7 protein-coding genes are annotated in these 12,034 nt (G+C 73.7%); 5 read left to right on the top strand and 2 right to left on the bottom strand.

Going from position 1 to position 12,034, the window contains the following annotated elements:
* Positions 1 to 787 precede the first annotated feature (787 nt).
* The 4 genes from AC0IWM_RS22160 (at position 788) to AC0IWM_RS22145 (ending at position 5,934) form a co-directional block, all read left to right on the top strand.
* Positions 788 to 2,449 carry a type I secretion system permease/ATPase gene (locus AC0IWM_RS22160; RefSeq protein ID WP_471758608.1) on the top strand — a complete coding sequence of 554 codons (1,662 nt, stop codon included), beginning with the start codon at positions 788 to 790 and terminating at the stop codon, positions 2,447 to 2,449.
* Positions 2,449 to 3,798 carry an HlyD family type I secretion periplasmic adaptor subunit gene (locus AC0IWM_RS22155; protein WP_471758606.1) on the top strand — a complete coding sequence of 450 codons (1,350 nt, stop codon included), beginning with the start codon at positions 2,449 to 2,451 and terminating at the stop codon, positions 3,796 to 3,798. Before AC0IWM_RS22160 ends, AC0IWM_RS22155 begins: the two co-directional genes overlap by 1 nt.
* A gap of 540 nt (positions 3,799 to 4,338) precedes the next feature.
* Positions 4,339 to 4,560, top strand: a complete 222-nt coding sequence (locus tag AC0IWM_RS22150; RefSeq protein ID WP_056472859.1) for a DUF6894 family protein — start codon at positions 4,339 to 4,341, stop codon at positions 4,558 to 4,560.
* Between the two features lie 216 nt (positions 4,561 to 4,776).
* Positions 4,777 to 5,934: a hypothetical protein gene (locus tag AC0IWM_RS22145; RefSeq protein ID WP_471758604.1), complete on the top strand. Its 1,158-nt coding sequence runs from the start codon at positions 4,777 to 4,779 to the stop codon at positions 5,932 to 5,934.
* Between the two features lie 102 nt (positions 5,935 to 6,036).
* Here AC0IWM_RS22145 and AC0IWM_RS22140 read toward each other — a convergent pair whose 3' ends face one another.
* Positions 6,037 to 7,257 (bottom strand): GGDEF domain-containing protein, encoded by a 1,221-nt coding sequence (locus AC0IWM_RS22140; RefSeq protein WP_471758602.1) that lies wholly within the window; start codon positions 7,255 to 7,257, stop codon positions 6,037 to 6,039.
* Positions 7,258 to 7,626: 369 nt separating this feature from the next.
* On the opposite strand from AC0IWM_RS22140, the gene AC0IWM_RS22135 reads away from it, so the two are divergent.
* Positions 7,627 to 8,298: an OmpW/AlkL family protein gene (locus AC0IWM_RS22135; protein ID WP_471758600.1), complete on the top strand. Its 672-nt coding sequence runs from the start codon at positions 7,627 to 7,629 to the stop codon at positions 8,296 to 8,298.
* Positions 8,299 to 8,320: 22 nt separating this feature from the next.
* Here AC0IWM_RS22135 and AC0IWM_RS22130 read toward each other — a convergent pair whose 3' ends face one another.
* On the bottom strand, positions 8,321 to 11,773 hold the full coding sequence (locus AC0IWM_RS22130; protein ID WP_471758598.1) for an AAA family ATPase: 3,453 nt from the start codon (positions 11,771 to 11,773) through the stop codon (positions 8,321 to 8,323).
* Between the last annotated feature and the right edge of the window lie 261 nt (positions 11,774 to 12,034).

Raw genomic sequence — 12,034 nt, 5'->3', positions numbered from 1 at the left:
CCCCCACAACAGGGGATCCGCAAGAGCAAAATCGCCGCCCACGCTTCTCTTTCTCAGATTCACTTGTCAAAGAACACGATGCGACTACGGACAAAAACAGTTGGTCATCCAGCTTGGCGCCGGATCCCCATCCGATGATCTCTCTGTAGAAGCGCCGACGTGCTGCCAACCCCGTTGGCCGCCGCCGATGGGCCGGGGTATACGGACGCCGCCGGAGCCCGTCAACACCCAACATCACATTTTTACGACGCCCGTGCACGCAAGACCGCAGCAGCGCCGCGCGCTTGCGACGCCGGAATGCGTTCGACGCCCTCAACCTGGCACGGAGCCGGCGGACAGACGAGTCCATCGCGCCGGCCATCCACCGGGATCGTCGGCTCGGGTCCGCCGACGGCGCGTTCGGCGTCGCGACCGGGTCCGCGGCAGGGCGGTGAAATCCATTCACCACATCTTCACACGGTTGCCACATGACTGTGGGATGCGCGTCGGCCTCGCCGAAGCGAAGCCGTCGTTCGGTGCTTCGTCCGGCCTCGCTCCACCGCCCGGGCACGAGAATCGGGTCCGGGCGGGTTCCGAGGCCGGGCGGCTCAAGACCTGCGGGACCTCGGCCGCCGGTGCCGAAACGCTTGCTTCGGTCCGAGCGTCGCGCTCACATTGCAGTCGTCGAGAGGGGCGGACCGCGCCGGCCCCTCCGGGAAGGAAGCAGATCGTGACGAAGGCCCGGGAATCCGCCGAGCTGGTCTCGGCACTGGCGCAGTGCCGCACGGCGTTCATCGGCGTGGCCGCCATGAGCGGGCTCGTGAACGTGCTCTATCTCACCGGCTCGTTCTTCATGCTGGAGGTCTACGACCGGGTCATCCCGAGCCGCTCGGTGCCCACCCTGATCGGCCTCTGCATCCTCGCCCTCGTGCTCTACGCCTTTCAGGGCTTGCTGGAGGCCCTGCGCTCGCGCGTCCTCGCCCGCATCGGCGCGGCGCTCGACGAATCCCTGAGCGGGCGGGTGTTCGACATCGTGGTGCGCGCGCCCCTGAAGGGCGCGGCCCCCGGTGACGGCCTGCTGCCCCTGCGCGACCTCGACCAGCTGCGGGCCTTCCTCGGCGGATCGGGCCCCTCCGCCTTCTTCGACCTGCCCTGGATGCCGATCTACCTCCTGATCTGCTTCCTGTTCCATCCCCTGATCGGCGTCGCCGCCCTGGTGGGGGCGGCCGTGCTCGCGACCCTGGGCTTCCTCACCGACCGGGCGACCAAGCATCCGGCCCAGACCGCCACCGCCCACGGCCTGCGCCGGAACGGCCTCGCGGAGGCCGGCCGCCGCAACGCCGAGGTGCTCGCCGCCATGGGCATGCAGGGGCGCTTCGCCACCCGCTGGGCCCTGGCCAACCGCGACTACATGCAGTCCCAGCAGCGCGCCTCCGACATCGCCGGCGGCTACGGCGCCGGCTCGAAGGTGTTCCGCACCGCCCTCCAGTCCGGGGTGCTGGCGCTGGGCGCCTACCTCGTCATCAACGGCCAGGCCTCCGCCGGCATCATCATCGCCTCGTCGATCCTGGTGGCCCGGGCCCTGGCCCCGGCCGAGCTCGCCATCGCCAACTGGAAGGGCTTCGTCCAGGCGCGCCAGTCTTGGTCCCGCCTGTCGGACCTCTTCGCCCGCATGCCGGCCGGCGCCCAGCCGCACGCGCTTCCGGCCCCCGCCCGCGCGCTCCAGGTCGAGGGGATCAGCGTCGCGCCGCCCGGCACCCCGCGCCTCGTGGTCCAGGACGTCAGCTTCGCCCTCCAGGCCGGCCAGGGCCTCGGCATCATCGGCCCCTCGGCCTCGGGCAAGTCGAGCCTGGTGCGTGCCCTCGTGGGCGTCTGGCCGGCCGTGCGCGGCAAGGTCCGCCTCGACGGCGCCGCCCTCGACCAGTGGTCGGCCGACGATCTCGGCCCCCATATCGGCTTCCTGCCCCAGGAGGTGGAGCTGTTCGCCGGCACCGTGGCGGAGAACATCGCCCGCTTCGATCCGCAGGCGCCGTCCGACGCGGTGATCGCGGCCGCGCGCGCGGCGGGCGTGCACGAGCTGATCCTGCGCCTGTCGGAGGGCTACGACACCCGCATCGGCGAGGGCGGCGCCGGCCTCTCCGCCGGCCAGCGCCAGCGCGTCGGCCTCGCCCGGGCGCTCTACGGCGATCCCTTCCTCGTCATCCTGGACGAGCCCAACGCCAATCTCGACGCCGAGGGCGAGAACGCCCTGACCCAGGCGATCATCGGGGTCCGGCGGCGCGGCGGCATCTGCGTCGTCATCGCCCACCGGCCGTCGGCCCTGGGCGCGGTCGACCTCATCCTGATGATGTCCGACGGCCGGGCCCAGGCCTTCGGGCCCAAGGACGAGGTCCTCAAGCGCGTGCTGCGCCCGGCCTCGGTTCCCATGGACAAGCGGGCCGCCCCCAGCGCCCTGCAGGAGAGTGCATGATGGCCGTCGCCCTCAGCCCGATCGATCTGCAGCCCGCCCTCACGGCTCCGCGGCCCACGGCCCAGGGCTCGATCCGCCGCCACCTCGCCCTCAGCCTCGCCCTGGGCGCGGTGCTGGTGGTGGGCGTGGGCGGCTGGGCCACCTTCACCCAGATCTCCGGCGCCGTGATCGCGCCGGGCCAGTTGGTGGTCGAGTCCGACGTCAAGAAGGTGCAGCACCCCACCGGCGGCGTGGTCGGCGAGCTGCGGGTGCGCGACGGCATGCGCGTCAAGGCCGGCGACATCCTGATCCGCCTCGACGAGACCCAGACCCGGGCCAACCTCGACATCATCCTCAAGGCCCTGGACGAGCTCGCCGCGAGGCGCGCCCGCGACGAGGCCGAGCGCGACGGCGCCGCCGCCATCACCTTCCCGCCCGAGCTGCTGGCCCGCCGGGACGGCGATCCGTCCGTCGCCCACCTGATCGAGGGCGAGACCCGGCTGTTCAACGCGCGCGTGGCCGGCCGGGAGGGCCAGAAGGCGCAGCTGCGCGAGCGCGTCCAGCAGTTGCGCGAGGAGATCAAGGGCCTGACCGAGCAGGTCGCCGCCAAGGCGCGCGAGGTCGGCTTCATCACCGGCGAGCTGCAGGGCGTGCGGGAACTCTATGCCAAGAACCTGGTGCCACTGGCCCGCGTCAACGCCCTGGAGCGCGACGCGGCCCGCCTCGACGGCGAGCGCGGCCAGCTCCTCGCCGCGACGGCCTCGGCCCGCGGCAAGATCGCCGAGACCGAGCTGCAGATCCTGCAGATCGACGGCGACATGCGCACCGAGACCGGCAAGGATCTCGCCGAGATCCGCGGCAAGTGGTCGGAATACGTCGAGAAGCGCGTCGCCGCCGAGGACCAGCTCAAGCGCGTCGACATGCGCGCGCCCCAGTCGGGCACGGTGCACCAGCTGACGGTGCACACCATCGGCGGCCTCGTGACGCCCTCCGAGCCCGCCATGCTGATCGTGCCGGAGGCGGACCAGCTCGCGGTGGAGGTGAAGATCCAGCCGCAGGACATCGACAATGTCCGCCTCGACCAGGCGGCGGTGCTGCGCTTCTCGGCCTTCAACCAGCGCACGACGCCGGAGATCGACGGGGTGGTGTCGCGGGTCTCGGCCGACGTCACCTCCGACCCGAAGACCGGCATGAGCTACTACACCGCCCGCATCCGGGTGCCGGAGGACCAGAAGGAGCGCCTCGGCGCGGCCCGCCTGGTTCCGGGCATGCCGGTCGAGACCTTCATGCAGCTCGGCAACCGCTCGGTGCTCAGCTACCTGACCAAGCCGCTGACCGACCAGATCGCCAAGGCCTGGCGCGAGAAGTAAGGCCTGGCGTGACAAGGAAGACCTGGCGCGCGGAAGCGGGTCGGGTGCCGAAGGTGGTTTCCTGCCCGATCAGGGGGTCGGCGGACGCGCCGGCTTGAGGCGTCCGAGAATAGCCCGGATATGCGCGCGAAGCGCCGGGATTCCTTCGGTTGGTGCTTCGGCGTCCGGACTCGCAAGCTGCCCCTCGAGGCCCGTCATCGATCCGCATCTCCGAACGTCGCGGGACGTTTTTGCAGTGCAACAACTAAGACGTATGATCGCCCTGGGGTTGTCAATACCTGCTTGTAGCTAAATTGCGCATCCGGGCCAGCGACGGCATCGTCCCTGAACGAGACGCCCGATTCCCACCGGAACACGCCGGGATCGGGCAACGACCCCACGCCGACCACGACGCAGCACACATCTGATCGGCACGGCGCTTCCGATCCGCTTCGCATCCTCCCGGCCGGACGGGGATGCGAAGCGGGTCGAGCGGCAGGCCAGCGGAAGCGAAGGCGTCAGGCCCATGCCGATCCCTGCCTCCCAAGGGCCATTTCCCCGATGCGCTTCCACTTCGACCTGACCGACGGCCGAACCACGATGTCCGACGTGAAGGGGGCCGAAGCAGCCGACCTCGGGCAAGCCATCGACCAGGCCGAACTGGTCATCGAGGAACTGCGCGGGGCGGGCGAGTTGCTCGATGTCGACGGCCCCTGGGACCTCCTGATCCGGGACGCGGAGGGGCGGGTCCTGCACCGTATGCCGGTGGTGCGGACGGACTGAGCGTCCGGCGCGGGGCCGCATCGGCCGGGTCCGGGATCGACCCTCCGTGAGCCGGACCCGCCGGGATGACGATGCCGCGTGCCCGATCGGGTCCCCGCCCCAGGCATGGGGTCGTCGGGCACCGCGCCGGGCGTCGCGTCGGATCCGGCCCTGCCTTAGGAAGGGCAGACAGGTCTACGAAGGGCAGACATGGACGAGGCGGCGACGGGACGCGCGATGACGGGACGCGCGACGACGAGGCGGATGCGCCTGCGCACCGCCTTGGCCCGGATCCGGGCGGGTGCGGGCTGGATCGGCCTGCTCGCGGGCGGAGCGGCCCTGGCGGCCGCGGCGGTGCCCGTGCTCGCGCCGGCCTACCTCGCGAGCCGCCTCCTGACAGCCGCCGAGGATCCCGGTGCCCTGGCGGAGATCCGCCTGGAGCGGGCGGCCACGCCCGAGCGCCTGGAGGCGGGCCTCGACGCCGCGATCGCGGCGGAGGACGAGGACTTGGCCCGGAGCTTCCTGGCACTGGCCGAGGCCCGCGGCCTGCCCGTCGATCCGGCCCGCCGGGTACGCGCCGAGGCCCTGGCACAGGGCCGGGTGGCTCGCGCGGCGCGGGACTTCGCCGCCGGCGCGGTCTCGGGCACCGCGGAGGGGATGGCAGGCCTCGCCGGCACCCTCGCGGCCGACGTCACCGGGATCGGCGACCTGCGCGACCTCCTTCGGGAGGGCGGACGCTACGCCCGCGCCGAGCCCTACGACCCGCTCCTCCTCGGCATGGCCCTGGTCGGCCTGCCGCTCACCCTCTCGACCTGGACGGCCGGGGCGGGGGCGGGCCCGCGCGCGGGCCTGACCGTACTGAAGGCGGCCCGGCGCGGCGGCCGGCTCTCGCCCGCCCTGGCGGCGAATCTCGGGCGCACGGTGCGCACCGGCATCGACGGGGAGGCCCTGGCCCGCGCGGTCGGCGCCTCCGCCCGCCTCGACCTCGCCGGCGCCCGGACGGCCGCGAGCCTCGCCATCCGCCCCGGTACGGCGACGCGCCTGACGGCCCTCGCCGGCGACGCCCTCGCCCTCGGCCGCCGCACCGGCCAGCGCGGGGTGATGCAGGTGCTCGGGCTCGCCCGGGACCCCGCCGACGTCGCCCGCGCGGTCCGCCTCGGCGAGCGCCTCGGTCCCCGCACCCGCGCCGCCCTCGCGCTCCTCGGGCGCGGCGCCCTGGCCCTCGGCGCCGGCCTCGCGGCCCTCGCGAGCGCGCTGCTGGCCGGCCTGGCCTGGTGCCTCGGCCTCGCCCTGTTCTGCCGCCGCCTCGGATTGCTGATCGGCCGCATGGTCTGGCGCCGCCCCCGGGCATCGGCGGCAGGCCCGGCAGAGGTCGGGGCAATCGGGGCCGGATGAGCCCGCCCCGCAGGCCGCCGCGACGAAGGCATGCGGCTGCGCCACACGGGTGTTCGGGCCGGTGGCAGACCATCGGCGAACCCGACGCCAGGGGCGGTCGGCTCAGGCCGCGCGCAGGCCGCCGAGGGCCACCTCGTCCGCCGGCGCCGATGCGTCGGCCGGCGTCGCGGGCGTGGGCGCCCGGCAGACCCGGTTCCGCCCCCCGGCCTTGGCCTCGTAGAGCGCGGCATCGGCCTGTCGCGTCGCGTCCTCGAAAGTCCCGGCCTCCGGGGACATCATGGCGCCCCCGATGCTCACGGTCACCGGCAGGGGCCCGGCCGGGAGGGGAAACGACGCGTCGGCGATGCAGGCCCGCAACCGTTCGGCCACGCTGAAGAGTTCGTTCGCATCGATGCCGGGAAGCACCACGAGGAACTCCTCCCCGCCCCAGCGGGCGACCATGTCCGTCGACCTCAGCACGGCCGTCATCCGGGCCGCGAACGCCGACAGAACGAGGTCCCCGCCCTCGTGCCCATGGCGGTCGTTGATGGCCTTGAAGTGATCGATGTCGAGGATCAGCACGCCCCCCGCCGGGCCGGCCCCCGGGTGCGGGAAGCGACGGCTCAGCATCTTCTCCAGGCCGCGGCGGTTGGACAGGCCGGTGAGCGGATCGGTCTCGGCGAGACGAAGGAGGGTGCGGTTGGCGCGCTCGGCGGTCATCGCGACGAATCCGAAGTAGATGAATACCCCCATGACCTGATCCAGGACCATGGAGATGCGCGCGCTCTCGGCCGAGGCGACCGGCCGGTCGGTTCCGATCATCATCCCGATAGAGAGCAGGAAGATGAGGGCGTAGGACCCGAACGCCACGGTTTCGATGGACTGCGCCCAGAGCCGCTCGGCCCCGGCCGAGAGGCGGACGGTCTCGAACACGGCGAGGAGGGTCGGCAGGAGGCAGCAGGCGAAGACCGCCGCAAGGGCCAGCCGGGTGGAGATGCCGAGGCCGTGGAGGGCCGGGTAGATCAGGCCGGGGAGGGCCGCGAGGACGAGGGCGAGCCCTAGCCGAACCGGTCGCCCGAAGAAGCTGCGCAGGCCGGTCCAGGCGAGGACGAGGCTTCCGCCGTAGAGCCCGTAGACGATCGTCGCGACGAGCAGCGGGGGCAGTTCGTCCGGCCCCGACCACATCATGACGAACGACCCCGTCATCGACAGGCCCATGGCGCCCATCCACTGCCAGAGATGAGTCTGGCGGCGCTGGCTCAGGACCAGAACGAGGAAGACGCACACGTAGGCGCACCGGCTGGTCGCGCTGGAAAAGTGCAGCGTATAGAGATCAAGCGTCATCGAACGACACGCTCCAGATCAGGAGAGCCACAAGGCCTCGCAGTACATGCCGGTCACGGATCTCTGTCATGTCTGGACTGGTTAGTAAAACGGCGGTCGATCCGGGCATTGCGGGCAGACCAGGGAGGGTGAACGATTTTCTTGAAATCCGATTCGTTTTTTCAGACAAAATCGGACCCAGCGAAGAGTAGCTCAGGACATATTAAAGATGGCACAATGTTTGGGCATCAATAGTCTGTAAAAGGTTTGGACCGATAGGATGGGGCTCCCGGAGAGGGAAACCGCGGGAGGCACGCTCCCGGCGGGTGTCCCCTCGGGGCGGCGAATCTCGACGCCGTCGCGCGGCGCATCCATCCGAAAGCAGATACCATGTCGGCGCTGACCCTACGCCCGATCCCGATCCTGGTCGGCCTCCTCGCCCTCGCGCCGGCAGCGCGGCCGGCTTCGGCGGCGGAGCCGGCCGCGCCGGGCGATGTCGCGGGCCTTCGGGCCGGGGACTGGCTCGTCCGCGGCCGCGTGTCCGGGTCGATTCCCACGGAACGCCACTCGCAGATCGACCTGATCGGCGGACGGGTCGACACGCCGGTGGCCATCCTCCCGGACGCCGACCTCTCCTACTTCCTCACGGATCACATCGCCGTCGAGGTCCAGGCCGGCGCGTCCCGGACCCGCCCGAGCATCCGGGGCACGCTGGTGGGCGACATCGCGGTCGGGTCGATCTGGAACGCGGCGGCGATGGGGATGGTGCAGCTCCACATCCTGCCGGGCGCGCGCCTGAACCCCTACCTGGGCGTCGGCCTCGCCGCGACGACGCCCCTGGCGATCCAACCGGCGAAGGGCATCGCCGACTTCCGGCTCAAGTCGCAGATCAGCCCCGTGCTCCAGGCCGGCTTCGACTATCACCTCAGCGGCCGCTGGTTCGCGAACGCCATGGTGAAGTACGTCTTCGTGCCGAGGCAATCCTACGGCCTCGGCGGCGTCGGGGTGGAAGTCGACCTGAACATGCTCATCGTCGGCGCGGGCCTCGGCTACCGGTTCTGAACGGCGGGCCGCCCGGCGCTCCTCACAGGTCGAGCACGTCCACCGCGTTCCCCAGCCGCGCCCGGGCCAGGTCGGCCACGTGGCGGTGGTGGGTGAACAGGATCGGCTGGATCGTGTCGCCCACCGCCGCCAGGGCCTCCAGGCCATGGGCGGTGCGGGCGTCGTCGAAGGTCAGGAAGAGGTCGTCGCCGATGAAGGGCGCGGGCTCGGCCCGGGCGGCGTAGTCCTCCAGGTAGGCCAGCCGCAGGGCGAGGTAGAGCTGGTCGCGGGTGCCCTCGCTCAGGCCCTCCACGGGCACGAGCGCGCCCGTGGCGCGGCGCCCTGCGAGGCGGGGGGTGTCGGCGGCGTCGTAATCCTGCGCGAGGCCCGCGAAGGCGCCCCCGGTCAGGGCCCCGAACAGGGCGCCCGAGCGGGCGAGCAGCGGGTCCTGCTGGCCGGCCCGGTGGCGGCCGATGGCGGTGCCGAGCATCAGGCTCGCGAGCTTCAGCACCGCCCAGTGCCGGGCGTTGGCCTGGAGTTCGGCCTCCGCCGCCTTGCGCTGGGCCAGCGCCAGCTCGGCGCCGATGCCGCCCTCGAGCTCGGCGCGGCGGCGCTCGTGCCGGTCGCGGTCGGCGAAGGCGAGCTTGCCCCGCTGGTCGAGGTCCTCCTCCTCCGCCGCGAGATTGGCGAGCCGGCCCTCGATGTCGTCGCCGGTGAGCGCGGCGAGGTCCGCCCGGAGGTCGGCCTCGGCGAGGCCGTCGGCGGCCCGGGCGAGCTCGGCCCGGCGCTCGGCGAGCTCGGCCTGGCAGGCCCGGCGCGCGGTGAGGCGCGCATGGATGGTCTCCGGGTCGGTGCCGGCGGGAAGCGCCGCCGCTGCCCCCTCGCCCATGAGGGCGACGAGGTCGGCGCCCGCGGCCAGTGCCGCCCGGGCCGCCTGCGCCCGGGCCGCCTCGGCCGCATCGCGCTGGCGCGCCAGCTCGGCCCGGCGGGACTCGCCCTTGAGGGCGTTCTGCAGGCGGGTGTGCAGCGCCTTCATGGCCGCGGTGGGGGGCAGGGCGGCGAGGTCGGGCGCCACCGCCCCGGTCAGGCGCGCCACCGCCCCGCGATAGACCTCGATATCGCGAGCGATGCCGTTGACGCGGCCGAGGCGGTTGTCGCGCTCGGACAGGGCCGCGGGCACGGCCCGCCAGGCGGCCAGCGCCACCTCCGCCTCGTCCGTCGAGGCTGCGCCCATCAGGCCGAGATCGGCGATGGCGGCCTCCCAGGCGCTGCGCCAAGCGGCCTCGCGGGCCAGGGCCTCGGCGAGGGCCGCATCCGTGCGGGCGATCTGCTCGGCGGCGGTCTCGGCACGGGTCTTGGCCTCGCGCACCGTCTCCCAGCGCAGGGCGAGCTCGGCGACCCGGTCCTCGAGGCGGGTGAGCATCCGGCCGAGATCGAGCCCGTCGAGGTCGGGCAGGCCCGCCCGGCGGCTGAGATCGGCCAGGGGCGCCCGGCAGGCCTCGGCCCGGGCGGCCATGCGGGCCTGCTCCAGCCGGGTGGTCTCCAGCCCCTGCGCGGCATCCTGCAGGGTCTCGACCTCGGTGAGCCAGGCGGCCATCTCGGCCGGTGCGGCGGGGTCGATCCCGCAGGGCGCCCAGGCCGCGCGCCAGGCCGCGGCGCCCTCGGCCAGCCGGGTTTCGCAGGCGGCGAGGGCCTCGTCCGCCGCGGCGGCCTCGGCCTGCTCGGCGGCGAGGCTGCGGGTGTCGGCGCCCTGCTCGGCGACACGGGCCGCGTCGCTCACGAGGTCGTCGGCCGCCCGGTCGGCGGCGGCCAGAGCCGCCCCGAAGCGGGCGAGGGCGTCGGGAGCGCCCCCGGGCAGGTCGGCCAGGAGGGCGTCGCGGCGGGCGCGCAGGTCGAGGAGGTCGGCCAGGCTCGGGATCGGCCGCCCCGCCGCCCGGGCCTCCAGGCGGGCACGGCGCTGGGCCACGGCCGCCCGGGCCGCCGCCAGCCGGTCGGCGGCCCGGTCGCGCTCGCGCAAGGCCCCGTCCAGGGTGCGGCGGTAGCGCGCGACCGCCTCGGCCGAGGGCGGGCGCCCGGCGGTGTAGGCGTCGAGGTCCGGGATCGGCGGGCTGAGGCGGCCGGCCTGGGCCCGGATCGAGGCCGCCTCGCGAGTGAGGGCGGCGTCGAGGTCGTCGCGCCGATCGAGGTCGCGCCGCAGGCCCGCGAAGGCCTTGAGATCCGTCCGCAGGGGCGCCGGATCGGCGAGGACGCCCGCCTCCTCCATGGCGGCGGCGAGGCGGTCCCGCTCGGCCTGGCGGGCGGCGAGGTCCTGGCGCAGGCGGGCGATCGTGGCGGCGCCCTCGCGGCCGGCGCGGATCAGGCCCTCGATGCGGGTCCGGGCCGCGTCGGAGGGCTGGCGCGCGCGCAGGGCCTCGGCATCGGGCAGGCCGATCCGCGCCGCGAGCTGGGCGAGCTCGCGCGCGAAGGCGTCGGCCTCGCCCTGGATGCGGGGCAGGTCGAGGCCGCCCTTGTCGAAGCGGTCGGTGCCGCGGAACGACTCTAGGATCTCGTCGGCCCGGGCGAGCACGCCCTCGTCCACCGGCACCTGCTCGAGCACCAGGGCCGCTTCCGCCGCGGCGGCCTGGGTGCGGGCCGCGGCCTCCGCCGTCGTCCGCAACGCCGCCAGGGCTTGGCCGAGGCGGTCGATCCAGGCCTCCGGTACCCCGATCAGGTCGGGCTCGGCCTCGGCGCGGGCGGCGGCCGCATCGATGGCCTGGAGGAGCGGACCGACCCGGCGCAGGCGGGTGAGCCGGGCCTGCTCGGCGGCGATGCGCCCGCGCTCCGCCTTGAGGGCAGCCAGCGCCGCCCCGGCCGCCTCGATCTCGCCGTTGAGGTCGCGCCAGTCGCCCGCCCGCAACTCCCCGGCGCGGATCGCCTTGCGGGCCTCGTCGTAGCGGCCGAGCGCTTGGTAGAAGGTCCGGCTCTGGGCGGCGCGCGGCATGAAGATGTTGGCGGCCTCGCCCTCCAGCTCGGCCTGGAGGCCGCTGTAGCCGCGCAGGCCCGAGGCCGCCGCGAACAGGCTGGCGCCGACCTCGCCCTCGGCATCCATCATCTCGGCCGCCCCCGCCCGCAGGGCGCGGGCGTCGAGGCCGAAGGCGCGGCAGAACACCTCGCGGGAGAGACCGCCGAGGAAGGGCGCCAGGGCGTTCTCGGGCAGGGGGCCGTCGGCCGCGTCCACGAGGGTGTTCCGGTTGCCCTTGCGCCGCCGGAAGGCGAGGCGGCGCCCGTCGGCGGCGCGGATCTCGGCACCGATCCGCATCTGCGGCATGTCGTGCAGGAAGTCGTAGCGGGTGCGCGTCTCGATGCCGAACAGGAGGTCGGTGACGGCGCTCAGCGCCGAGCTCTTGCCGGCCTCGTTGGCCCCCAGCACCACGTGCAGGCGCGCATCCTCGCGGAACGTGACGGTGCGGCCCGTGAAGGGGCCGTAGCGTTCGAGGGCGAGGGAGAGGAGACGCATCGGAACCTTGCGGAGGTGCGGGTCTGGAAATCGGGGTCCGACGTTTGGTCCCGGCCGGGACCATCCGCAAGCGCCGGGACGGACCGGCGCAGCGTCATCCGGCGGCCGGCCGGGATTCACGCCGGCTGCGGACCAGGGACGCGATCGCCCCGCCGATGCAGGCCACGATCAGGAGGGCGATGACCAGGAGGGTGACCGTCCGGTTCCAGAGCCGGTTGAGGCCGAGATCGGTGGTGGCGAGGTCCGGGCGCACCGGGTCGG

It is taken from the genome of Methylobacterium sp. AC433 (assembly GCF_979253015.1).
The sequence above is the reverse complement of the archived record's forward strand: the minus strand, read 5'-3'. Positions and strand labels throughout refer to the sequence as shown.